Here is a 21,747-nt window from a genome sequence, read left to right on the forward strand (position 1 = left end):
GATTACGCCGTTGACCTACTTCCTTGAGCACCCTAGGCTCCTTCTTCAGGCCCTATGTCCACAAAGTGGATAACCCGAATGGCTGTGCACGCTCGATGATGAGGAGACGGAATGTCCAAACTGAAATCCAACGCCGCCGCGGCCCTGGCGGAAGTGCTCCAGGACGGCATGACGCTCGCCGTCGGCGGATTTGGCCTGAGCGGCATCCCGGCGGACCTCATCGAGGCCGTGCGGGACTCCGGTGTGCGCGGCCTGACCGTGGTGTCGAACAACATGGGCGTGGACGGGAAAGGCCTGGGCGTGCTGATCGAAGCCGGCCAGGTCCGCAAGGTGATCGCATCGTATGTGGGCGAGAACAAACTCTTCGCCGAGCAGTACCTCGCGGGCCTGCTTGAGGTGGAGTTCACTCCGCAGGGCACCCTGGCCGAGCGCCTCCGCGCCGGCGGCGCAGGCATTCCCGCCTTCTACACCAAGACCGGCGTGGGAACGCTGGTGGCCGAAGGCAAACCGCTCGCAGAGTTCGACGGCGAAACGTACGTCCAGGAGCGCGCCATCCGCGCCGACGTCGCGCTGGTCCACGCGCACACCGCAGACACGGACGGGAACCTGATCTACCGCTACACGGCCCGGAACTTCAACCCCGTAGTGGCCACCGCCGGCCTGGTGACCATCGCCGAAGCCGAAGTCATCGTGGAGCCGGGCGCACTGGATCCGAACCACGTCATCACCCCGGGAGTGTACGTCCAGCACCTGGTCCAGGCGAGCGGCCGGGTGAAGGACATCGAACAGCGCACCGTCCGCCCACGAGAAGCGGCACCAGTCCCCGCCTGAACGGCAACCCCGGCCTGACCCCACCGCGCGCTTCCCACAGCGCGAACGAACACTTAAGCCCCCACAAACTTTGAACCCCAAGGAGACCCCCATGGCCTGGACCAGGGATGAAATGGCTGCCATCGCGGCCGAGGAACTGAACGACGGCGACTACGTGAACCTGGGCATCGGCATCCCCACGCTGGTGGCCAACAACCTGCCCGACGGCGTCCGCGTGGTCCTGCAGAGCGAAAACGGCCTGCTGGGCATGGGCCCGTTCCCGTATGAGGGCGACGAAGACGCCGACCTCATCAACGCCGGCAAGCAGACCGTCACGTTCCTGCCCGGCGGCAGCATCTTCGACTCCGCCACATCGTTCGGCATGATCCGCGGCGGCCACGTCAAGGTGGCCATCCTGGGCGCCATGCAGGTCTCCGGCAACGGCGACCTCGCCAACTGGACCATCCCCGGCAAAATGGTCAAGGGAATGGGCGGCGCCATGGACCTCGTCGCCGGCACGCCGCGCGTGGTGGTCCTGACCGAGCACAACGCCAAGGACGGCACAGCCAAGATCGTCACCGAGTGCACCCTGCCGCTCACCGGCCTGCGTTGCGTGGACCGGATCATCAGCGATCTCGCGGTTTTCGACCTCAAAAAAGCGGACGACGACGGCGGGCGGCAGCTCACGCTGACCCGCCTTGCGCCGGGGGTCACAGTGGAGGAAATTCGCGAAAAGACCGAAGCCGCATTCGACGTCCAGCTTGAAACCGCGGGAGTGGCAGCATGAGCCTCAAGGAACAGTTCGGCAACGATGTCCTGCTCACCGGCTGGGGCCACAGCCGGTTCGGCAAGCTCACGGACGAGACCCTCGAGTCCCTGATCATCCAGGTGGCCACCGAGGCAATCAGCAACGCCGGGATCGAGCCCGGCCAGATCGATGAGATCTATCTGGGCCAGTTCAACTCCGGCATGATGCCGCTGGCGTTCCCGTCCTCGCTGGCATTGCAGGTCTCGGACCAGCTGGCCAACGTCGCCGCCACTCGTGTGGAGAACGCCTGCGCCTCCGGGTCGGCCGCGTTCCAGCAGGGAACCAAGTCGCTGCTGGCCGGGACGGCGAAGACCGTGCTGGTGATCGGCGCCGAGAAGATGACACACGCAGGCGCCGACGTCGTCGGGGCTGCCCTGCTGGGCGCCGACTACGACATGGCCGGCCAGACGTCCACCACCGGCTTTACGGGCCTGTTCGCGGACGTCGCCAAGCACTACGAAAAGCGCTACGGTCGCGGCGACGGACAACTGGGCGACGTGCTGGGCTCCATCGCGGCCAAGAACCACCGCAACGGCGTCGACAACCCCTATGCCCAGCTCCGCAAGGACCTCGGCGAGGAGTTCTGCCGCACCGTCTCGGACAAGAACCCCATGGTGGCCGATCCGCTGCGCCGCACCGACTGCTCCCCCGTGTCCGACGGCGCCGCTGCCGTCGTGCTCAGCACGTCGCCAACCGGCGGGGCCACCGCGCCGGTGCGGCTCGCCGGCTTCGGCCAGGCGAACGACTTCTTCCCGGCCGAACGCCGGGATCCAACGGCTTTCGCCGCCACGCGCATGTCCTGGCAGCGTGCGCTGGGGATGGCCGGCGTCGGGCTTGAAGACCTGGACTTCGCTGAGGTCCACGACTGCTTCACCATCGCCGAGCTGCTGATGTACGAGGCCATGGGTCTGACCGAACCGGGCCAGGGCGCCCGCGCTGTGCAGGAAGGCTGGGTCTTCAAGGACGGGAAGCTGCCCATCAACGTCTCCGGCGGGCTCAAGGCCAAAGGCCACCCCGTGGGTGCAACCGGCGTATCCCAGCACGTCATCGCCGCCATGCAGCTCACTGGGACGGCTGGCGACATGCAGCTCGCCAACCCTCGCCGCGCCGCCGTCCAGAACATGGGCGGCGTGGGCATCGCCAACTACGTCAGCGTCCTCGAAGCGGTCTAGGGATGCGTGGTGGGTCCGCATCTAGCGTCCACAGAACCACAAGCGTAGGGTCATAGAAGCATCGTGCTCCGGGTGGAGGTCCGCCATGATGGATTCGTTGCCCACCGGGCTCCGCTGGAGGCCGATGGGGACGAAGATCCCACAACTGAACGATCCGCGGCGGCAGCCCTTTTGGTCCACCCGCGGGGTCCACAGGAACGGGCCCCGCAGCGTTGCCTACTGGATGAGCATCAAAGGAGCCAGGAATGGCTGGATGGAATGCTGACACCGCGGCTGGCCCCCTGGGGGCCACGGTGACACTTGTGGATGGCTCGAACTTCTGCATTTCCGGTCTTGCCGGCGACATGTACTCCGACCGCCCCCACGGCGTGTTCAATGAGGACACCCGCATCGTCTCCCGCTGGAGACTGACGGTCAATGATGTGACTTTGGAGCCGCTGGCCGCACGTGCCCTCGAACCCTACCGGGCCGTATTCATCGGCCGTCCGGCCCGGGCAGCCGGTCATGCGGACAGCCCTTTGATCGTGGAACGAAACCGCGAGGTGGGCTCGGGCATCCAGGAGGAGATCACCGTCCGGAACCATTCCCGCGAGCCTGCCGTGTGCGTGGTGGAACTGGCGATGGACGCGGACTTCGCGGACCTCTTTGAGGTGAAGGACGCCCGGATCATCCGGCACTGGGACCAGTCCCGGCACCCGGAAGACGACTCCCTCACCATCAAGGGCGTCTGGCGGGGAATGCATAAGGGGGTTGTCCTGCAGGCTCCCGACGCGACTTTCAGTCACGAAGGCCTGGGCTACCGCACCGTGGTGCCGCCCCACGGCCAGTGGCGCACGAAGGTCACCGTGTCGCCTCTACTGGATGCAGCCGAAACGCCTGCACCCTTCCAGCGCCAGGAAACCGGCACGTCGCCTGCGGAAATACGGCGCCAGGACTGGATCCGGAAGATCCCCGCGCCGCACATCAGCAACGTGTCGTTTGCCCGCACCATGCAGCGCAGCCATGATGACATCGGCGCCCTCCAGATCGAGGACCCGCTGCATCCCGACCGGACCGTCATTGCGGCGGGTGCCCCATGGTTCATGGCCCTGTTCGGCCGCGATTCGCTTCTCTCGTCCTACATGGCGCTGCCGGTGGACCCATCGCTGGCCCTGGACACCCTGCATACGCTGGCCGAAAGGCAGGGCAACGCGGTGGACGCGCTGACCGAAGAGCAGCCCGGCCGGATCCTCCATGAGGTCCGGCTGGGCGTCAGCACGGGCCTGGCACTTGGCGGCAAATCCACCTACTACGGCACCGCCGATGCCACGCCGTTGTTCGTCACACTGCTCGGCGAAGTCAGCCGCTGGGGCCTCGCCGCGGACCAGGTGGCCGGGCTGCTGCCCAACGCGGACAGGGCGCTGGACTGGATCAGGGATTACGGCGACCGCGACGGCGACGGCTTTGTGGAGTATCAGCGGCTTAACGACCAGGGGCTGATCAACCAGGGATGGAAGGATTCCTGGGACGGCGTAAATTTCGCGGACGGCCGCATGGCAGAACCGCCGATTGCCCTCTGCGAAGTGCAGGGTTACGTTTACGGCGCCTACATCGCCCGAGCGTGGATGGCGTACGACGCCGGGGACCTGGCCTTGGCGCGGGAGTTGCGGGAACGCGCGGCGCGGCTTAAGAAGCAGTTCAACGAACAGTTCTGGCTGCCGGCCAAAGGCTACTACGCCATCGCACTGGACCGGGACAAGAGACCTGTGGATGCCTGCGCCTCCAACATGGGGCACTGCCTGTGGAACGGGATAATCGACGCCGACAAGGCGCCCCTGGTGGCGGCCCGGCTGATGTCGCCTGAAATGTTCAGCGGCTGGGGGATCCGCACCCTGGCCACGGATATGGGCGCCTACAACCCTGCGAGCTACCACAACGGATCCGTGTGGCCGCATGACAACGCGATGATTGCTACGGGCCTGATGAGGTACGGATTTGTGGACGAGGCCCGGCGGGTTGCCCTCGGGCTTATTGAGGCGGCGGATTTCACCGACCACCGCTTGCCTGAGTTGTTCTGCGGATTCGACCGCGCTGATTTCCCGGAACCGGTGCCTTACCCGACGGCTTGCTCGCCCCAGGCCTGGGCTGCCACCACCCCGGTGCATCTGCTGCGCACACTGCTGCGGTACGACCCCCACGTCTCCATGAATGGTATGTGGATGGACCCTGTGCTGCCGGAGTCCTGGGGCCGGGTCCACATCACCAACTGCCCCATAGGCGACGGCCGGATCACCATCGACGTGACCGGCAGCCAGGCCACGATCGATGGGCTCCCGCCGGGCATGACGTTCCACCGCGGGACACGTCCCCCCCTTGCCGATCTGGTTGAGCTCGCCGAGAAGCTGGACAAGACAGGCTAAAACCCCGAGCAGGAGCGCGCATCATGCGGATAGGACTGATAGCTCCACCATGGCTCCCCGTCCCGCCCCTAGGCTACGGCGGAACGGAGGCGGTCATCCACGCGCTGGCCACCACGCTGGCGGCGGCCGGGCACAGCGTGGTGCTGGCGGCCGCGGCGGACAGCACCTGCCCGGTCGAACTGCTGGACGGCTTCGCCCCGGCGGAGCGTGCCGCCATGGGCAGCACAAGCTCAGAGTTGCCGCACGTGATCAGGGCCTACGCCGGACTGGACGACGTCGATATCATCCATGACCACACCCTGGCGGGACCGTTGTACCGGCACCGCCCACCCGGGATTCCAGTGGTCAGCACCATTCATTCGGACATGACGCCGGCGCTGTGCCGGGTATATGAAGCCTTCAGCCGGGACGTGTCACTGGTGGCCATCTCGCAGCACCAGGCCAACAGCGCACCCGACCTCAAAATACGACGGGTCATCCACCACGGCATCGATCCCGCCACTGTTCCACCCGGTGCCGGAGCCGGCGGCTACGCGTGTTTTCTGGGCCGAATGGCGCCGTGCAAAGGCATCGCTGAGGCGATAGCGGTGGCCCGAAGAGCGGGCATGCAGCTCAAGATCGCCGCAAAAATGAGCGACCCGGCTGAAGTGGATTATTTCCGCTCCGTGATCGCACCCTTGCTCGGGCCTGATGAAGAGTTCCTCGGAGAACTGGACGCCGACGGAAAGTTCGCCCTGCTGGGCAATGCGGTCGCGCTGCTCAACCCCGTGCAGTGGGACGAACCCTTTGGAATGGTCATGATCGAGGCGCTGGCCGCCGGCACCCCCGTTGTGGCCACTCCGCGGGGCTCCGCACCGGAAATCATCGAGCACGGAGTCACCGGTTTCCTGGCCGCGGGTACCGATGCACTGGCCAGCTGCCTGCAGCGTGCGTCCGGCCTGGACAGGCATGGCTGCCGGTCCGCCGTCGAAACCCGATTCAGCGCGGAGGCGATGTCGCGGAAATACGTGGAGTTGTTCGAGGACGTGCTTTAGCCCTGGGTCAGCGGGCACGGATCAGGGCAGCGATCTCGCCGAAGCCCAGCCGCTCCGCATTCTCCAGGGCCGTCCGTCCTTGGGGATCGCGGATGTTCGGGTCCCCACCGGCGTCGAGCAGCTGGCGCACCACGTCCTGCTGCCTGGGCCCGCCGTTGTTGAGCAGGATGGCCTCCTGCACGGCGGTCCAGCCCAGGTTGTTCACATGGTCCACGGGCACGCCGGCGGCCAGGAGGATGCGGACCGTCTCCACGTGGCCGTGTTCGCTGGCCGGAATCAGCGCCGTCCCGCCGTACCTGTTGGTGCTGGCAACGTCCGCGCCGGCCGCCAGCGTCAGCCGGAGAACCTCGTTGAATCCCTCGGCCCCGGCATAGAGGAATGCGGAGTCCTGGATGGCGTCCTTGGCGTTGACGTTGCCGCCGCGGCCGATGAGTTCACTCACCAGCGCCACGTTGTTGGCCTTCGCGGCGGCGATCAGTTCCTGGTCGAGCCGGACCTGGGCCTCAGCCGATAGGACTGGTGGCGTGGTGGCGGCCGTTGCGGTGGAAGCAGGCGGGGACGTACCCGGAGAAGCTGACGGTCCGGACGGGGGCTGGCTGCCCGGGCTGACCAGGCCGGACGACGGCGGTGACTCCAGCCGCTGCGGCTCGCCGGGACCCGTCTGGCAGGCGGCCAGGCAAGCTGATACACCGCCCGCCAGAAAGAGAATTGCCGCCGCCCTGCGTGCCCGGCGCCAGGTCCTGAACCGCCTCATGGAGCCGAGCCTACTTGCCTGAGCCGGCAGCTGCAGCGGCGATGGCCTCGGCGCCGGCGGTGGCGCAGGCTTCGTCCAGGTTGCCGTCTGGGGCACCGCCCACGCCGATGCCTGCCACGGACACCCCATTGACCTTGAGCGGGATGCCGCCGGGCAGGAACAGGGTGCCGGGGAGGTCCGCGATGCTGGGCCCGTTGCCGTTGACGCGCTTGGCCAGCTCGCTCGTCGGTGCGCCGAAGGCGGCCGCGGTGTAGGCCTTCTGCTGGGCTGCTTCGATCGTGTGCTCGGCGGCGTTGTCCCCGCGCAGGAGCGCCTGGACGGTGCCGAACCTGTCCACGAGTGCCACCGTGACGAACGGCAGCTTGTCAGCCTGGCATTTGGCGAGGGCTGCCCGGACCGCATCGGCCGAGGCACCCGCGGTGATGCGGTTCTGCGCCACCACGGTCTCCGGCGCCTGCGGGATATCGACGGCGGGTACCGCGGCGGGAGCGGCCGCCTGGCTGGTCCCGGCGTTGGCTGCAGCGGTCAGCCCTCCCGTCAGCAGCAAGGCTCCGGCGGCAACAGCGGCGGCGGCAATCTTGTTGGACTTCTTCACGGTGTTTCTCCTTGGGTTGATGGACGCACGTTGCTGGACGCCCGTTGCTGGACTCACGTTGGCGGAATCCAGTGGAACGGGCATCGGCTCCATCCATCCTGTCCGGCCCCGCCGGAACAAACATCGGGCCTTTGGTTGCGGCCCGCTCCCCCGGATGGCCAGCAGCATCAGCCAAAAGGCGGAGAGACCAGCAACGGCGCGGGCAATAGCATGGGATAGGAACGCCCCTGACCTGAACCGGACCCCATGCCCTCCCCAGCCACTCCCCGTAAAACCCTGACCGACGGATCTTCGCTGACCACCGGACGCGCCCGGCCTCGTGGACCGGCCGCCTCCCCTGGCCGGTTCGGCCGGATCGACACCGCCGTCCACCTTGGCTTCGCGGTCCTGCTCGTCGCTTCGGCCGTCCGCTATGCCATGCGGCACAGCCTGCAGGACAACCTGCTGGTCCTCGGCCTGGCTGGAACGGTGTGCGCGCTCTACGCCGTCATCGCCGTACTGGCCCGGCAGAGACGCCCATGGGCGGTCTGGATGCTCGTGTTTGTGGCCGTCTGGGCAGCACTGGTCATCGCCGCACCCAGCTTCGCCTGGTGTTCCTTTGCGATCCTCTTCCTGTGCCGGACGGCCTTTACGGGCGCCGTGGGTTACGTGGCGGCAAGCGCGACGGCGGCCGCCACCGCCGTCGGGCTGTTCCGGCTCAGCGACGGGACAGACCTCGCGATGCTGCTGGGGCCGCTCGCCGTCGGTGTGATGCTTACGCTGATCCATGACCGGATCGAGCACGACGCCGCGGAGCAGCGCCGTCTCCATGCGGAGGTATCGCTGGCACACGGGCAGCTGGCGGCCAGCGAGCGCCTGGCCGGCACCATCGCCGAACGCGAGCGCGTATCGCGGGAGATCCACGACACCGTGACGCAGGGCCTGGCCAGCAGCCTGCTGCTCCTGGAGGCCGCTGACCGTTCGTGGCCAGGCCAGGCATCGCGCCAGGAGCTCAACCAGGCTACGGAACTGCTGCGCCGGAATCTCTCCGAGACGCGCAATCTGGTCCACGAGCTCGCCTCCCCGGGCCTCGACGCATCGCCGCTTCCCGAAGCCCTGCACCAGGCGGCCGCCCAGTACGTCCCGCACGCCCGGCTCGTGGTCACCGGCGAACCGAGGGACGTCCCTGCGGAAGTCCGGCACACCCTGCTGCGGGTGGTCCAGAGCGCGGCCGCGAACATCCAGCAGCACGCAAACGCCGCCACCACAACCTTGACGCTGGGATTCCTTCCCGGCTCGGTCACCCTTGACATCTACGACGACGGGACGGGCTTTGACCCGTCTGCGGCAGCACCGCCGTCGGACGCCGGAGGCTACGGGCTGCGGGCCATGCGCCAGCGGGTTGAGCAGCTGGGCGGGGTATTCTCGGTGGAAAGTTCCCCCGGCGAAGGGACCATCGTGGCCGCACAAGTGCCGGCCCGGGTGCAGTCAGCGCCACCTGGCCAGCAGATGACACCGGAGGACGCATGACTACCATCACTGTCCTCCTGGTGGACGACCACCTGGTGGTCCGGAGCGGGCTCAGGGCACTGCTGGCTACGCAGCCTGACTTTGACGTGGTGGCCGAGGCCGCCTCCGGCGAGGAAGCGCTGGGGCTGGTGGAACACCACTCCCCTGATGTGGTCGTGATGGACCTGGCCATGGGCGCCGGAATGGACGGGATCGAGGCCATGAGGCAGCTGCGGCAGCGCAACAGCCGGCAGGCCATCCTGGTGTTCACCACATACGATTCCGACGCGGACATCGTCCGGGCGGTCGACGCCGGCGCCATGGGCTACCTCCTCAAGGACGCCGCCCCGGACGAAATCTTCGCCGCCATCCGCGGTGCCGTGCAAGGGAAGAGCGTCATGAGTGCCCCCGTGGCCTCCCGGCTCTTCCAGCAGCTGCGCAATCCCGACGAGGTCCTGACGCCCCGGGAGGCGGAGCTGCTGAGCCTCCTGACCGAGGGGCTCAGCAACCGGGAACTGGGCCAGCGGCTCTTCATCTCCGAGGCCACCGTCAAGACCCATCTGGCGCATATCTACGCCAAGCTCGGGGTGGAGACCCGCGCCGCGGCGATCGCCACGGCCATCCGCCGGGAGGGCATGCGCTAGCCCGCAGCGGTCAATTCCCGTGTACCACTTCTGTAACAGCGGTGACACTTGATGACTGCAGCTATTGCACGCCCACCGCGTAGCCCCTAGGTTTGAGACAGCGGACTACAGACTCCGCGTCTGCCTGCCGTCCGAGCAGGACCAGAAAAGGGTTACAAAGGAAGTTAGCAATGGCAACAGGCACAGTTAAATGGTTCAACGCTGAAAAGGGCTTTGGTTTCATCGCTCCGGACGACGGATCCGCCGATGTTTTCGCGCACTATTCCGCAATCGCCAGCAGCGGCTACCGCTCGCTGGATGAGAACCAGAAAGTCGAATTCGATGTGACCCAGGGTCCCAAGGGCCCGCAGGCAGAGAATATTCGCCCGCTCTAAGGTTCTGATCAACTGCCCTGACCGTGCTGCAAAGCATGGCCAGGGCAGTTTTTTCTTAAGTTCTTTTCCTGTGAATTGCTAGACGAAGGCCGATTTTCCGGTAACGGCCCGGCCAACAATGAGCGAATTGATTTCGTAGCTGCCCTCATAGGTATAGAGGATTTCGGCATCACCAAACAGCTTGCCCATTTCAAAGTCCGAGCTGATCCCGTTGCCGCCCAGCAGCGACCGTCCCATCGCCACCGACGCGCGGGCCAGCCGGGTGCACGTGGACTTTGCCATGGCCGCCTGCGCCATCTCCAGCTTGCCGTCCGTCTGGATCCGGGCGAGCTGGGCCATCAACGCCAGTGACGCGGAGGCGTTGCCCAGGATCTCCGCCAGTTGCTGCTGGACCAGCTGGAAGCATGCCAGTTCCTTGCCGAACTGCCTGCGTTCCAGGGAGTAGGAACGGGCGACGTCGAACGCGGCCAGCTGGATCCCGGCACCTTGCCAGCCAACCCAGGCGCGCGAATCCCGCAGGAGGTCGTTGGCTTTGGAGAAGTCCGTGGCGCCCGGCAGCATGTTGGACGCCGGAATCCTGACGTTGTCCAGCACGATGTCCGCGTTCTGCATGATCCGCAGGCCGATCTTGTTGGCAATCTTGGTTGCCCGGTAGCCAGCGCGGTCCGTCTCCACAATGAAGCCCTTGATGTGCCCGTCCGCAGCGTCGCGCGCCCACACCAGGGCAAAGTCCGCGATAGTCCCGGAGCCGATCCAGCGCTTCGCGCCGTTGATCACCCACTCACCGCCCTCCAGCCGCGCGGATGTTTCCAGCCCGCCGGCGATGTCCGAGCCGTGCTCCGGTTCGGTCAGGGCGAAGGCTCCCAGCTGGGTAAAGTTCTTCAGGCCAGGCAGCCACCGCTGCTTCTGTTCCTCGGAACCGAGGGCGTCGATCATCCCCACGATCAGTTCGTTGTGGATCCCCACGAGTGCCGACAGCGAAACGTCCGCCCTGGCCACTTCGACGTACATCAGGCCCTTGAAGAGCTTGGACGTGCCGTCCGTCTGCAAGGTGCCAAGCCCGTGCTTGCCCATTTCCGCCAGCAGCCCGAACGGGAATTCCTCGCGGTTCCAGTAGTCAATGGAGGCCTGCCGCACCGTGGACTGCAGGAACGCCCGGACCTCCAGGTAGCGCTCGCGCTCCGCTGCGGGCAGGAGGTCCACGATGTGCATCAGGTCTGCCTCTGGAAAGGGCGGGGCTTCGGTCACAACACGCTCACGTCCTTGTGGCTGCACGCTTCATATCCCTTCGGTCTTCCAAACCCTTGGATGTCCTAGTATATTGCACAGGGATGGATTCTTAGTGATGCGCATCACTGGACGAAAGGTGTCCCCCATGTCAGTCACCGATGACTTCCGCGAGGCACGCGACCGCCTGCTGACCCTGCATTCCGACTACCACCAGGCCAGGCGCGAGTTCGTGTGGCCGCGCTTCACGGAATTCAACTTTGCCCTCGACTGGTTCGATCAGATCGCCGCCGATCCTGAGAAGGCCTACAATCCGGCCCTGGTGATCGTGGAGCAGGACGGATCGGCCACGCGCCGGAGTTTCGCGGACCTGGCCGCCCGTTCCAACCAGGTGGCCAACTGGCTGAGAAGCCAGGGCATGCGCCGCGGGGACCGCATGATCGTTATGCTGGGCAACCAGGTGGAGCTCTGGGAGCTGATGCTGGCCGGCATCAAGCTGGGCATTGTCCTGATCCCCACCACCACCCTGATGGGTCCGGAGGACCTGGCCGAACGCGTGGAGCGCGGCGAGGCGGGCTGGGCCGCCGTCGGACGTTCCAACATCGGTAAGTTTGCCGCCGTCCCCGGCGATTACCGCCTCATCGAAATCGGTGCCGGCGGCGGTTCAGCCGGCACCCCCGGTGCCCTCCAGTACACGGATTCGACGACGGCGGCAGTCACCTTCACAGCCGACGCCCCCACCCACGCGGACGAGACGCTGCTGCTGTATTTCACCTCCGGAACCACGTCGAAGGCCAAGCTGGTGGAGCACACCCATACGTCGTACCCGGTGGGGCACCTCTCCACGATGTACTGGATCGGCCTGGAACCCGGCGACGTGCACCTGAACGTGGCCTCACCGGGCTGGGGCAAACACGCGTGGTCCAATTTCTTCGCCCCGTGGATCGCGGAGGCGTGCGTTTTCGTCTACAACTATGAACGGTTCGACGCCCGTGCCCTGATGGAGCAGATGGACCGCGAGCACGTCACCAGCTTCTGCGCCCCGCCCACGGTCTGGCGGATGCTGATCCAGGCGGACCTGAAAGTCCTGAAGACCCCGCCCACCAAGGTGGTCTCCGCGGGCGAACCGCTGAACGCCGAAGTGATCGAGCAGGTCCAGCGCGTCTGGGGCCAGACCATCAGGGACGGCTTCGGCCAGACCGAAACCACCGTCCAGGTGGCCAACACGCCCAGCCAGCCGGTCACCATCGGCGCCATGGGGCGGCCGCTTCCCGGCTACGACGTTGTGCTGGTGGATCCGAACACGGGGGAAGAAGCCGAAGACGGCGAGCTGTGCCTCCGCCTGGACCCCCGGCCGGTGGGGCTGATGAAGGGCTACTACGGGGACGCGGAACGGACCGCCGAGGCGTTCCGCGGCGGCTATTACCACACGGGCGACATGGCCAGCCGGGACAAACACGGTGTCATCACCTACGTGGGCCGCGACGACGACGTCTTCAAATCCTCCGACTACCGGCTCTCGCCGTTCGAACTGGAGAGCGTGCTGCTGGAACACCCCGCCGTGGCCGAGGCGGCTGTGGTTCCGTCGCCGGATGCGGTCAAGCTTTCCGTCCCCAAGGCCTATGTTGTGCTGGTGTCCGGACTGGAGCCGGGGCCGGAGCTGGCCGAGGACATCCTGCGGTACTGCCGCGAACACCTGGCGCCGTTCAAACGGATCCGGCGGCTGGAATTCGCTGCGCTGCCCAAGACCATCTCGGGCAAAATCCGCCGTGTTGAGCTGCGGCACAATGAGGAGCTCCGGCATGGCGGGGGCACCCATCCCGACGGCTTCGGTGTGGAGTACTCCGAGGCGGATTTCCCGGGGCTGAAGGGCTGAGGATGGCCGTGCCACTGCCCCGGGACCCCATCGCGGACGCCCAACGGAACTGGGAGGAGCACGGCTGGGCCGACGTCGCCGCTCCCATGGCCGCGATCACCGCGATCATGCGCACCCAGCAGATCCTGCTGGCCCGGATCGAGGGCGCCCTGAAGCCGTTCGGGCTGACCTTCGCCCGCTACGAACTGCTCGCGCTCCTCAGCTTCGCCCGCAGCGGCGCGCTGCCCATGAACAAGGCGAGCGCCCTGCTCCAGGTCCATCCCACCTCGGTGACGAACGCCGTCGACCGCTTGGAAGGCTCGGGACTGGTGGCACGTTCGCCGCACCCTACGGACGGCCGCACCACCCTGATCGAGCTCACCGCGGAGGGGCGGATCGTTGCCAAACGGGCGACGGCGGTGCTCAACACCGAGGTTTTTGGCCAGTCAGGTTTCGACGCGGCCGATGTGGACCAGCTGATCCGCATCCTGGGCACGTTCCGCCGGAATGCCGGGGACTTTGCGGACTAGGGGCGTCCCTTAGCGCTTGGCGGCCCTACGGGTCTAGGAGGAGCGCGGTTTGGCTCTGACGTGCATGCGTTCGCCCTGGGTTCCAAAGAGGCTGAGGAACTCCACGGCTTTGGTGTCCGCGCGGCCGAACCAGTGGGGCACCCGGGTATCGAATTCGGCTGCTTCGCCGGGCCCCATCACCAGGTCCTGGCCGCCCAGGACCATCCTGAGTTTGCCGTTGAGCACATACAGCCATTCGTACCCCTCGTGGACCTGGGGGTCCGGCTGGTCCGGCGTGCCGGCCGGCAGGATGTGCTTGTAGGCCTGGATCCCGCCGGGCCGCCTCGTCAGCGGGATGATGGTCATGCCGTGGCGGACCATGGGGCGCAGGTGCAGGCGCGGATCGCCCGTGGCGGGAGCCCCCACCAGTTCGTCCAGCGGGACCCGGTGAGCTTTGGCCAACGGCAGCAACAGCTCAAGGTTGGGGCGGCGCTGACCGGACTCCAGCCGCGAAAGTGTGCTGACCGAAATCCCGGTGGCCTCGGCCAGGGCCGCCAGGGTGGTGTTGCTGTTGAGGCGGAGGGCCCTGAGCCGCGGCCCCACCGCTGCCAGCACGTCGTCGAATTCTTCATCCATTGGCCCAGTTTGCCATTCCAGCAACTTTCCTTGCCACTCTAAGCAGGTGCCGCGGACCATGGAGGCATGAAAACAGACAATGACAACACGTACGACGTCCTCATCATCGGTGGAGGGGCCGCCGGCCTGAGCGCCGCACAAATGTTGGGCCGGTCGCGCCGCTCCGTGGTGGTGGTTGATAGCGGCGAACCCCGCAACGCCCCCGCCCAGGGGGTCCACGGATTCCTGTCCCGCGATGGTGTCAGCCCCGCCGAACTCCTGAGGATCGGACGTGCCGAAGCCCAGCACTACGGCGCACGGATAGTGGAGGGCGAGGCCGTTGCCGCTGCGGGCAATGCGGCCAACGGTTTTTCCGTGACCCTGGCGGACGGCAGCGTGATCCGCGGGCGCCGCCTGCTGATCACCACCGGGCTGGTGGACGAATTGCCGGGGATTGCAGGGCTCCGCGAGCGCTGGGGCAGGGATGTGCTGCACTGCCCGTTCTGCCACGGCTGGGAGGTGCAGGATCAGGCCATCGGCATCCTGGGCAACGGGCCTTGGTCCGTGCACCAGGCCCTGCTCTTCCGCCAGTGGAGCGGCAACATCACCCTCTTCCTGAACGACCTGACACTGCCCACCGACGACGAGCTGGAGCAGCTGGCCGCCCGGGGCATCAGGGTGGTGGCGGGCGTTGTTGAATCATTGCGGGTGGAGCAGGACGTCCTGCGCGGCGTCGCCTTGGCCGGCGGACCCGAGATCGCCGTGGACGCGGTAGTGGTGGGACCCCAGGTGCGCGCACGGCTGGACGCCTTCGCCGGGCTTGGCCTCGAGCCGGCACCGCATCCAATGGGGATCGGGGACTTCCTGGAGACTGATGCCGACGGCGCCACCGCGGTCCCGGGGGTGTGGGCGGCGGGCAACGTGACGGACATGCGCGCGCAGGTCCTGGCCTCGGCGGCGGCAGGTGCGTGGACCGCCGTCGTCATCAACAACCATCTGATGGCCGAGGAACTGGCCGCAGACGTTGCCGCCCACCGGGAATCCCTGTCGGTTGCCCGGTAATTACCGGTCAGCGGTGGGTGAACTCGGGCTGCCGTTTTTCGGTAAAGGCGGCCATGCCTTCCTTCTGGTCCTCGCTGGCGAAGAGCGAGTGGAAGATTCGGCGTTCGAACAGGACACCCTGGGCGAGTCCCGTTTCAAAGGCCGCATTGACGGCTTCCTTCGCGAGCATGGCCACGGGCTTGGACTTGGACGCGATGACCTCCGCGGCCTTGAGCGCCTCCTCCACCACATTCTCCGCGGGCACCACGCGGGAGACGAGGCCGGAGCGTTCAGCCTCCTCGGCGCCGATGAAGCGCCCGGTGAGGATCATGTCCATGGCCTTGGCCTTGCCCACGGCGCGCGTGAGCCGCTGCGAACCGCCCATGCCCGGCAGCACGCCGAGGTTGATCTCCGGCTGGCCGAACTTGGCGTTGTCCCCGGCGATGATGAAATCGCACATCATGGCCAGCTCGCAGCCGCCGCCCAGCGCGAAGCCGGACACGGCCGCGATGACAGGGATCCGCAGCCGGGTGAAGTCCTCCCAGCCCCGGAACCAGTCGGCGGCGTACATGTCCATGTAGCCCTGCGAGGCCATTTCCTTGATGTCGGCACCCGCGGCGAACGCCTTGCTTGAGCCGGTGATCACCACCGCGCCCACGCCGGGGTCGGCGTCCATGGCGGTGACGGCTGCCACGAGCTGGTCCATGGTGGCTTTGTCCAGGGCGTTGAGCGCCTCCGGCCGGTTGAGCGTGACCAGCCCTACCCGGCCGCGCTGTTCCACCAGGATGTTCGTGTACTCCGTCATGCCCGACCTTTCAGCTGTTTTCGCGTGTTGCTGGTGCTGCAGAGCTGCCAGTGCTGCAGATGGTGCTAGTGCTGCGATTTGTCGCGGATATCGGTGATGATTCCGGAGAAGTCCCGGCCGGCTCCGCCTTCAGCGGCAAACGTATCGTAGATTTCCGAGGCGAGCGGTCCCAGCCGGGCCGCCACCCCGGTACTTTCCAGCGCATTCAGCGCGAGCCGCAGGTCCTTGGCCATCAGCGCCCCCGCGAAGCCGGGCTGGTAGTCGCGGTTGGCGGGGCTGGTGGGGACCGGTCCGGGAACAGGGCAGTTGGTGGTCAAGGCCCAGCATTGTCCGGAGGCATTGGAGGCGACGTCGAACAGCGCCTGGTGCGTCAAGCCCAGCTTCTCGCCCAGCACAAAGGCTTCGCTGACCGCGATCATGGAGACCCCCAGGATGAGGTTGTTGCAGATCTTGGCGGCCTGGCCGCCGCCGTGCCCGCCGCAGTGGACCACCCGTTTTCCCATCACCTCGAGCAGCGGCCGGACCGCCTCGAAGTCCTCCGTTTCGCCGCCCACCATAAAGGTCAGCGTGCCGGCTTCCGCACCCACCACACCGCCCGAGACCGGGGCATCCACGGCACGGTGGCCGGCCGCGATGGCGAGCGCGGAGGCTTCCCGTGCCTCGTCAACGTTGATAGTGGAGCAGTCCAGGAACATGGTCCCCGGCTTGGCCTCGGCCAGCAGGCCCGGCTGTCCGTCCGCGCCGCGGTAGGCGTCCAGCACGTGCTGGCCGCTGGGGAACATGGTCAGCACAACGTCCGCACCGGCGATGGCGTCCAGCGGACTGGCCACCGTGGGGACGCCGTGTGTTTGGGCGGCGTCCAGCGCGGCGGGGACCACGTCGAAGCCCGCCACGGTGTAGCCGGCACGGACCAGGTTCACTGCCATGGGCCCGCCCATGTGGCCCAGGCCCAGGAAAGCGACGGTGGTTTGTTCAGGCATTGTCCGGCTCCTTTGTGTGCAGGTTGAGCTCCCGGTCCCCCAGCGGCGCGAAGAACCGTTCCATGTCCGCCGCGTGCACCTCATGCAGCGTGGCCGGCTTCCATTGCGGAATGCGGTCCTTGTCCACCACCTGCGCGCGGATCCCTTCGCGGAAATCCGGCGCAACCAGGAACCGAAGCCCTACCCGGTATTCCTGCGCCAGCGCCTCGTCCAGCGTCAGTCCCTTGGCCCGGCGGAGGGACTCCAGGGCCACCTTCACAGCCGTAGGCGACTTCGCTTCGATGGTGTCGGCGGCCTCGGCCGCTTCGGCCGCAGGTTCCCCGCCCGGCGCGCCGTCCGTTGACCCACCCACGGCCCGCAGCCGGCGGACAATGTCCTCCACGTCATCGCTCGCGTAGGCGGCATCGATCCAGTCGCGCTGCGCCTCCAGCCCGGAGGGCGGCGGGTCCTGGGCAAAGCGGACGACGGCGGCTTCCGCACTTTCGTGTTCGAGCGCGGCCGCCAGCTCCGGCAGGCTCCCCGACGGGACAAAGTGGTCCGCGAGGCCCAGGAACAGCGCATCCGCCCCGGTCAGGTGGGCTCCGGTCAGCGCGGCATGGGTGCCGGTCTCCCCGGGTGACTTCGCCAGCAGCCAGGTCCCGCCGACGTCGGGCACAAACCCGATGGTGGTCTCCGGCATTCCCGTCCGGGTCCGTTCGGTGACCACCCGCACCGAGCCGTGCGCGGAGATTCCCACGCCGCCGCCCAGCACGAGGCCGTCCATAAAGGCCACATAGGGCTTGGGGTAGGCGGCGATGAGGGAGTTCAGCCGGTATTCGTTCCGCCAGAAGTCAGCAGTTTCCGTACCCCCGCCGAGGATGTCCCGGTAGATCGCCACAATGTCGCCCCCTGCGCAGAGGCCACGCTCGCCGGCGCCGTGCACCAGGACGGTGGCCACGCCGTCGTCGTCCGCCCAGGCGGTGAGCTGCGCCAGCATGGCGTCCACCATGCCGGCGTTCAGGGCGTTGACGGCCTTGGGCCGGTTGAGCGTGATGACGCCCAGGTGGCCGCGCTTCTCGAACAGAACCTCCGTCATCAGCTGCCTTCCGGCATGATGAAGCTGGCGCCCTGGCGGATCCCGGACGGCCAGCGCGTGGTGACCGTTTTGGTCTTGGTGTAGAAACGGAACGCATCGGCGCCGTGCTGGTTCAGGTCGCCGAAACCGGACGCTTTCCAGCCGCCAAACGTGTAGTACGCAATCGGAACCGGAATGGGCACGTTGATGCCCACCATGCCCACCTCCACCCGGCTGGCGAAGTCCCGGGCGGCGTCGCCGTCGCGGGTGAAGATGGCCACGCCGTTGCCGAATTCGTGCTCGGAACACAGCCGGAGGGCTTCGTCGTAATCGGCGGCGCGGAGCACGCTGAGGACGGGGCCGAAGATTTCCTCCTGGTAGATCTTCATGTCCTTGGTGACGTGGTCGAAGAGCGTAGGTCCCACCCAGAAGCCGTCGTCGTAGCCTTCCACCGTGAGGCCGCGACCGTCGGCCAGCAGGGTGGCACCCTCGTCCACGCCGGACTGGATGTAGCCCTCGATCCGTTCCTTGGCACTCGCCGCCACCACGGGCCCGAAATCCGAGTCCTTGTCCAGGCTGTGGCCCACGCGCAGATGCTTGACGCGCTCGGCCAGCTTGGACACCAGCGCGTCCGCGGTCTTCTCCCCCACCGGGACGGCCACGGAAATGGCCATGCACCGCTCGCCGGCGGAACCGAAGCCGGCGCCGATCAGGGCGTCGGCAGCCATGTCCAGGTCCGCGTCCGGCATGATCACCATGTGGTTTTTGGCCCCGCCGAAGCACTGGGCGCGCTTCCCGTGGGCGGCCGCGGTGGCGTAGATGTACTGGGCGATGGGTGTTGAACCCACAAAGCCGATGGCCTTCACGCGGGGATCTTCCAGCAGCGCGTCAACGGCTTCCTTGTCCCCGTTGACTACGTTGAACACCCCGTCCGGCAGTCCGGCCTCCGTGAACAGTTCGGCCAGGCGCAGGGGAACCGAGGGGTCCCGCTCGGAGGGCTTGAGGATGAAGGCGTTGCCGGCGGCGAGGGCCGGGCCGGACTTCCACAGGGGGATCATGGCCGGGAAGTTGAACGGGGTGATGCCCGCGACGACGCCGAGTGGCTGGCGCAGCGAGTGGACGTCGATGCCCGCACCGGCGTCGTCGGAGAACTCGCCTTTGAGCAGGTGGGGGGCGCCCGCTGCGAACTCCACCACTTCAATCCCGCGCTGGATATCGCCCTTGGAATCGGCGAACGTCTTCCCGTGTTCGGAGGACAGCAGCGTGGCGAGTTCGTCCATGTTCTCGTTGACGAGATCAACGAACTTAAGCAGGATCCGGCCGCGGCGCTGCGGGTTCATGGCGCCCCACTGGACCTGCGCTTTCTCCGCGGCGGCCACCACGTTCCGGACCTCCTCCCCGCTGGCCAGGGGCAGGCGCGCCTGGACTTGGCCCGTGCAGGGGTCAAAAACGTCACTGAAGCGGCCGGAGGTCCCCTTCACCCGCTGGCCGTCTACGTAATGGGATAGTTCTCGCACCATGATGCAATGCTCCTTCGCATGTGATCCAGGTCATCTCTGCAAGCGAATATACTCGGACTTCCTACTAAATTCCAGACTGCCCGGCCGCGGTGGGCAACGGCCTTCGCGGGCTTTCCGGCCACGGCAACGCCTCCGGGCAACAAGTTCGGTAAGTTAGGGACTGTGAAGATTGCTACCTGGAATGTGAACTCCCTCCGTGCCCGCGCCGACCGCGTGGAGGCCTGGCTGCAGCGCAGCGATTGCGACGTCCTGGCCATCCAGGAGACCAAATGCAAGGACGAAAACTTCCCCTGGGAACTGTTCGAACGCATGGGCTACGAGGTGGCCCACTTCGGTGTGAACCAGTGGAACGGCGTGGCCATCGCGTCCCGGGTAGGCCTGGCAGATGTTGAGCGCACCTTCCTGGACCAGCCTCCGTTCGGGAAAGAAGGCAAGGACCCGGTGCAGGAGGCCCGCGCCATGGCCGCGACCTGCGGCGGCGTCCGGGTCTGGAGCCTCTACGTGCCCAACGGCCGCTCCCTGGACGACGAACACATGCCGTACAAGATCAAGTGGCTTGAATCCCTGAAGACCCACGCCCAGGGCCTGGTGACCGCCGACCCGACAGCTCAGGTAGCCCTCATGGGTGACTGGAACATTGCGCCGTTCGACGACGACGTCTGGGACATCGACCTTTTCGTCAATAATAAGTACACCCATGTCAGCCCGCCGGAACGCGCGGCCTTCCACGCTTTCGAAGAGGCCGGATTCAAGGACGTGGCACGCGAGTACACGCCCGGTCCCGGCGTCTACACGTACTGGGATTACACCCAGCTGCGCTTCCCCAAAAAGGAGGGGATGCGCATTGACTTTGTCCTTGGCTCCCCCGCGTTGGCGGCCCGCGTCACGGGCGCGTCGATCGACCGCGAGGAACGCAAGGGCAAGGGCGCCTCGGACCACGCCCCCGTTCTGGTGGAACTGGCGGACTGATGGCTGCCCCCGGGGCCCAGGAAGGGAGACTGTAATGACGGGAAACCTCTACCGGGGCCAGGCCGGGCTGCCGTTCTCCTCCACCCTGCGCGTCTACGAACCGCTGGAAGCCTTCCCGGAAGGACAGCGGGAGGCCATCCGGTCCGCCGGTGCCCGCACAGCCTCCCGGGCCGCCGTCGAAAACGCCGAACTGCTGGCCTCGCTGGGCCGGATCACCCGCTCCGGCGGGGACCCCTTCCCCACCGGGCGGACGGATCTGGTCCGCGTCACCAGCATTCCCGGTGTACCCCCCGGGCGGACCCCGCAGCCAGGAACGTCCGACGCCGGTGCTGCCGCCGGCCCGGGTGGCGCTTCCGGCCCGGATGCCGAGGCTGGCTTGGGTGCCGAGTCCGGGTTGGGTACCGGGATGGGCGCCGGTTCCGGCCTTGGGCCTGACGCTGGGGGCGACGGTGGACGTGACGCTGGGTCCGGGCGCGTCCTGCTGTACTGCCCCAGCCAGCTGGTCCTGCGCGCCGGCCTCGCCGCCAATGCCCTTATGGAAGGCATCCACGGCCCGCTGGCCGAAATGCTGATTCCGGAAGAGCAGCGGGACAAGCACCAGGAACGCATTGACCAGGTCAAAGCCCGTGACGGCGCCATCCGCGTGCATACCCGCGCCTCGACGTGGGGCATCCCCTTCAGCTGGTTCTCGCTGTTTATGGAAGGCGACCATAAGGACGTAGTGGAATCAGGCGGGCGCATCCTCACCGTCAGGGTGTGGGCTCCCATCACCGAAGCCATGGAGCGAGCACGGTACGCCGTGGCCCACCTGGCGCTGGCGGCTCCGGACCTGGACATGCTGGACGACCTCGCGCAGCTGACCGAATGGCTGGAGCTGTTCCACGTCAATTCCATGGTGGAACTCGACTACGGCGCCGTGGCGGACAAGGTGTACCCGGACGAGTCGCCCATGGACATCCGGCTGGGCATCGAATGCCTGGCAGAGGGCGACATGACAGGCGCCGCGGCGGCCTACCGCAGGCTGGCTTCCCGCTGGATTCCCATCCGGCAGCTCGCCCGCGCGTCCTGACCGCTGTTTCCTGGCCGGATGCCAC

At 66.9% G+C, this 21,747-nt stretch carries 21 protein-coding genes; 13 read left to right on the top strand and 8 right to left on the bottom strand.

Annotated features, from left to right (window positions below; translation table 11 throughout):
• Positions 1-111: 111 nt before the first annotated feature.
• The 5 genes from AU252_RS07725 to AU252_RS07745 all read left to right on the top strand — a co-directional run bounded on the left by AU252_RS07725 (position 112) and on the right by AU252_RS07745 (position 6,223).
• Complete coding sequence (locus AU252_RS07725) at positions 112-831, top strand: CoA transferase subunit A (protein ID WP_058930213.1); 720 nt, start codon at positions 112-114, stop codon at positions 829-831.
• Positions 832-922: 91 nt separating this feature from the next.
• Positions 923-1,597 (top strand): CoA transferase subunit B, encoded by a 675-nt coding sequence (locus tag AU252_RS07730; RefSeq protein WP_058930214.1) that lies wholly within the window; start codon positions 923-925, stop codon positions 1,595-1,597.
• Positions 1,594-2,790, top strand: coding sequence for an acetyl-CoA acetyltransferase (locus AU252_RS07735; RefSeq protein ID WP_058930215.1), 1,197 nt, complete (start codon positions 1,594-1,596; stop codon positions 2,788-2,790). Before AU252_RS07730 ends, AU252_RS07735 begins: the two co-directional genes overlap by 4 nt.
• 245 nt (positions 2,791-3,035) lie before the next feature.
• Complete coding sequence (locus AU252_RS07740) at positions 3,036-5,189, top strand: amylo-alpha-1,6-glucosidase (protein ID WP_058930216.1); 2,154 nt, start codon at positions 3,036-3,038, stop codon at positions 5,187-5,189.
• A 23-nt stretch (positions 5,190-5,212) separates the two neighbouring features.
• On the top strand, positions 5,213-6,223 hold the full coding sequence (locus AU252_RS07745) for a glycosyltransferase family 4 protein (RefSeq protein ID WP_058930217.1): 1,011 nt from the start codon (positions 5,213-5,215) through the stop codon (positions 6,221-6,223).
• Between the two features lie 7 nt (positions 6,224-6,230).
• On the opposite strand, the gene AU252_RS24485 is transcribed toward AU252_RS07745, so the two are convergent.
• Both AU252_RS24485 and AU252_RS07755 read right to left on the bottom strand, forming a co-directional pair.
• Complete coding sequence (locus tag AU252_RS24485; RefSeq protein WP_240484347.1) at positions 6,231-6,977, bottom strand: ankyrin repeat domain-containing protein; 747 nt, start codon at positions 6,975-6,977, stop codon at positions 6,231-6,233.
• Between the two features lie 10 nt (positions 6,978-6,987).
• The gene (locus AU252_RS07755; RefSeq protein WP_058930218.1) at positions 6,988-7,572 is read right to left on the bottom strand and encodes a GlcG/HbpS family heme-binding protein; all 585 of its coding nucleotides are present in this window, start codon (positions 7,570-7,572) and stop codon (positions 6,988-6,990) included.
• A 246-nt stretch (positions 7,573-7,818) separates the two neighbouring features.
• Here AU252_RS07755 and AU252_RS07760 point away from each other — a divergent pair, with 246 nt between their 5' ends.
• The 3 genes from AU252_RS07760 (at position 7,819) to AU252_RS07770 (ending at position 10,078) form a co-directional block, all read left to right on the top strand.
• Positions 7,819-9,081: a sensor histidine kinase gene (locus AU252_RS07760; protein WP_083510312.1), complete on the top strand. Its 1,263-nt coding sequence runs from the start codon at positions 7,819-7,821 to the stop codon at positions 9,079-9,081.
• Positions 9,078-9,704, top strand: a complete 627-nt coding sequence (locus AU252_RS07765; RefSeq protein WP_058930219.1) for a response regulator — start codon at positions 9,078-9,080, stop codon at positions 9,702-9,704. The genes AU252_RS07760 and AU252_RS07765 overlap by 4 nt, the downstream gene beginning before the upstream one ends.
• A 170-nt stretch (positions 9,705-9,874) precedes the next feature.
• On the top strand, positions 9,875-10,078 hold the full coding sequence (locus AU252_RS07770) for a cold-shock protein (protein WP_013599688.1): 204 nt from the start codon (positions 9,875-9,877) through the stop codon (positions 10,076-10,078).
• Between the two features lie 78 nt (positions 10,079-10,156).
• On the opposite strand, the gene AU252_RS07775 is transcribed toward AU252_RS07770, so the two are convergent.
• Complete coding sequence (locus AU252_RS07775; protein WP_083510566.1) at positions 10,157-11,290, bottom strand: acyl-CoA dehydrogenase family protein; 1,134 nt, start codon at positions 11,288-11,290, stop codon at positions 10,157-10,159.
• 163 nt (positions 11,291-11,453) lie between these two features.
• On the opposite strand from AU252_RS07775, the gene AU252_RS07780 reads away from it, so the two are divergent.
• The gene (locus tag AU252_RS07780) at positions 11,454-13,181 is read left to right on the top strand and encodes an AMP-binding protein (RefSeq protein WP_058932824.1); all 1,728 of its coding nucleotides are present in this window, start codon (positions 11,454-11,456) and stop codon (positions 13,179-13,181) included.
• A gap of 2 nt (positions 13,182-13,183) precedes the next feature.
• Complete coding sequence (locus AU252_RS07785; protein WP_058930221.1) at positions 13,184-13,690, top strand: MarR family winged helix-turn-helix transcriptional regulator; 507 nt, start codon at positions 13,184-13,186, stop codon at positions 13,688-13,690.
• 33 nt (positions 13,691-13,723) lie between these two features.
• On the opposite strand, the gene AU252_RS07790 is transcribed toward AU252_RS07785, so the two are convergent.
• Positions 13,724-14,305: a helix-turn-helix domain-containing protein gene (locus AU252_RS07790; RefSeq protein ID WP_058930222.1), complete on the bottom strand. Its 582-nt coding sequence runs from the start codon at positions 14,303-14,305 to the stop codon at positions 13,724-13,726.
• Between the two features lie 66 nt (positions 14,306-14,371).
• Here AU252_RS07790 and AU252_RS07795 point away from each other — a divergent pair, with 66 nt between their 5' ends.
• On the top strand, positions 14,372-15,346 hold the full coding sequence (locus tag AU252_RS07795; protein ID WP_058930223.1) for an NAD(P)/FAD-dependent oxidoreductase: 975 nt from the start codon (positions 14,372-14,374) through the stop codon (positions 15,344-15,346).
• A 7-nt stretch (positions 15,347-15,353) separates the two neighbouring features.
• Here the strand turns inward: AU252_RS07795 and AU252_RS07800 are convergent, their stop codons facing one another.
• The 4 genes from AU252_RS07800 to AU252_RS07815 all read right to left on the bottom strand — a co-directional run bounded on the left by AU252_RS07800 (position 15,354) and on the right by AU252_RS07815 (position 19,684).
• Complete coding sequence (locus AU252_RS07800; RefSeq protein ID WP_058930224.1) at positions 15,354-16,130, bottom strand: enoyl-CoA hydratase; 777 nt, start codon at positions 16,128-16,130, stop codon at positions 15,354-15,356.
• A gap of 65 nt (positions 16,131-16,195) precedes the next feature.
• Positions 16,196-17,110, bottom strand: a complete 915-nt coding sequence (gene mmsB / locus AU252_RS07805) for a 3-hydroxyisobutyrate dehydrogenase (RefSeq protein WP_058930225.1) — start codon at positions 17,108-17,110, stop codon at positions 16,196-16,198.
• Positions 17,103-18,185: an enoyl-CoA hydratase/isomerase family protein gene (locus tag AU252_RS07810; protein ID WP_058930226.1), complete on the bottom strand. Its 1,083-nt coding sequence runs from the start codon at positions 18,183-18,185 to the stop codon at positions 17,103-17,105. The genes mmsB and AU252_RS07810 overlap by 8 nt, the downstream gene beginning before the upstream one ends.
• Positions 18,185-19,684, bottom strand: coding sequence for a CoA-acylating methylmalonate-semialdehyde dehydrogenase (locus tag AU252_RS07815; protein ID WP_058930227.1), 1,500 nt, complete (start codon positions 19,682-19,684; stop codon positions 18,185-18,187). Before AU252_RS07815 ends, AU252_RS07810 begins: the two co-directional genes overlap by 1 nt.
• 162 nt (positions 19,685-19,846) lie before the next feature.
• On the opposite strand from AU252_RS07815, the gene AU252_RS07820 reads away from it, so the two are divergent.
• Complete coding sequence (locus tag AU252_RS07820; protein ID WP_058930228.1) at positions 19,847-20,653, top strand: exodeoxyribonuclease III; 807 nt, start codon at positions 19,847-19,849, stop codon at positions 20,651-20,653.
• 34 nt (positions 20,654-20,687) lie between these two features.
• Complete coding sequence (locus tag AU252_RS07825; protein WP_058930229.1) at positions 20,688-21,722, top strand: hypothetical protein; 1,035 nt, start codon at positions 20,688-20,690, stop codon at positions 21,720-21,722.
• Positions 21,723-21,747 lie beyond the last annotated feature (25 nt).

Source organism: Pseudarthrobacter sulfonivorans (genome assembly GCF_001484605.1).
Lineage (GTDB): Bacteria > Actinomycetota > Actinomycetes > Actinomycetales > Micrococcaceae > Arthrobacter > Arthrobacter sulfonivorans_A.

Excerpts from the sequence above, each read along its gene's own strand:
- AU252_RS07725 (WP_058930213.1), top strand. The coding sequence starts at position 112 with ATGTCCAAACTGAAATCCAACGCCGCCGCGGCCCTGGCGGAAGTGCTC.
- AU252_RS07730 (WP_058930214.1), top strand. The coding sequence starts at position 923 with ATGGCCTGGACCAGGGATGAAATGGCTGCCATCGCGGCCGAGGAACTG.
- AU252_RS07735 (WP_058930215.1), top strand. The coding sequence starts at position 1,594 with ATGAGCCTCAAGGAACAGTTCGGCAACGATGTCCTGCTCACCGGCTGG.
- AU252_RS07740 (WP_058930216.1), top strand. The coding sequence starts at position 3,036 with ATGGCTGGATGGAATGCTGACACCGCGGCTGGCCCCCTGGGGGCCACG.
- AU252_RS07745 (WP_058930217.1), top strand. The coding sequence starts at position 5,213 with ATGCGGATAGGACTGATAGCTCCACCATGGCTCCCCGTCCCGCCCCTA.
- AU252_RS24485 (WP_240484347.1), bottom strand. The coding sequence starts at position 6,977 with ATGAGGCGGTTCAGGACCTGGCGCCGGGCACGCAGGGCGGCGGCAATT.
- AU252_RS07760 (WP_083510312.1), top strand. The coding sequence starts at position 7,819 with ATGCCCTCCCCAGCCACTCCCCGTAAAACCCTGACCGACGGATCTTCG.
- AU252_RS07765 (WP_058930219.1), top strand. The coding sequence starts at position 9,078 with ATGACTACCATCACTGTCCTCCTGGTGGACGACCACCTGGTGGTCCGG.
- AU252_RS07770 (WP_013599688.1), top strand. The coding sequence starts at position 9,875 with ATGGCAACAGGCACAGTTAAATGGTTCAACGCTGAAAAGGGCTTTGGT.
- AU252_RS07775 (WP_083510566.1), bottom strand. The coding sequence starts at position 11,290 with ATGCACATCGTGGACCTCCTGCCCGCAGCGGAGCGCGAGCGCTACCTG.
- AU252_RS07780 (WP_058932824.1), top strand. The coding sequence starts at position 11,454 with ATGTCAGTCACCGATGACTTCCGCGAGGCACGCGACCGCCTGCTGACC.
- AU252_RS07785 (WP_058930221.1), top strand. The coding sequence starts at position 13,184 with ATGGCCGTGCCACTGCCCCGGGACCCCATCGCGGACGCCCAACGGAAC.
- AU252_RS07790 (WP_058930222.1), bottom strand. The coding sequence starts at position 14,305 with ATGGATGAAGAATTCGACGACGTGCTGGCAGCGGTGGGGCCGCGGCTC.
- AU252_RS07795 (WP_058930223.1), top strand. The coding sequence starts at position 14,372 with ATGAAAACAGACAATGACAACACGTACGACGTCCTCATCATCGGTGGA.
- AU252_RS07800 (WP_058930224.1), bottom strand. The coding sequence starts at position 16,130 with ATGACGGAGTACACGAACATCCTGGTGGAACAGCGCGGCCGGGTAGGG.
- mmsB (WP_058930225.1), bottom strand. The coding sequence starts at position 17,110 with ATGCCTGAACAAACCACCGTCGCTTTCCTGGGCCTGGGCCACATGGGC.
- AU252_RS07810 (WP_058930226.1), bottom strand. The coding sequence starts at position 18,185 with ATGACGGAGGTTCTGTTCGAGAAGCGCGGCCACCTGGGCGTCATCACG.
- AU252_RS07815 (WP_058930227.1), bottom strand. The coding sequence starts at position 19,684 with ATGGTGCGAGAACTATCCCATTACGTAGACGGCCAGCGGGTGAAGGGG.
- AU252_RS07825 (WP_058930229.1), top strand. The coding sequence starts at position 20,688 with ATGACGGGAAACCTCTACCGGGGCCAGGCCGGGCTGCCGTTCTCCTCC.